General features: G+C 54.1%; 1 protein-coding gene. It reads left to right on the top strand.

The annotated features are described in order from the left end of the window. On the top strand, positions 1-229 hold a 229-nt coding region (locus QP119_RS11780), incomplete at both ends, for an aconitase family protein (RefSeq protein WP_284776366.1).

The following is a 229-nucleotide window of genomic DNA, read 5'->3' as shown; positions in this document are numbered from 1 at the left end:
GCGTCCGGTATGGAACGTTTCCCGCTGCCGTATGTGCTGACCAACTGCCATAACTCACTCTGTGCTGTGGGCGGCACCATTAACGGTGATGACCATGTTTTTGGTTTATCGGCGGCCCAGCGTTATGGCGGTATTTTTGTGCCACCGCATATTGCGGTCATCCATCAATATATGCGTGAAATGATGGCGGGCGGCGGCAAAATGATCCTCGGGTCAGACAGCCATACCC

The sequence above is a fragment of the Corynebacterium frankenforstense genome (assembly GCF_030211955.1).
In the GTDB taxonomy this organism is placed as follows: Bacteria; Actinomycetota; Actinomycetes; order Mycobacteriales; family Mycobacteriaceae; genus Corynebacterium; species Corynebacterium frankenforstense_A.
The sequence above is the reverse complement of the archived record's forward strand: the minus strand, read 5'-3'. Positions and strand labels throughout refer to the sequence as shown.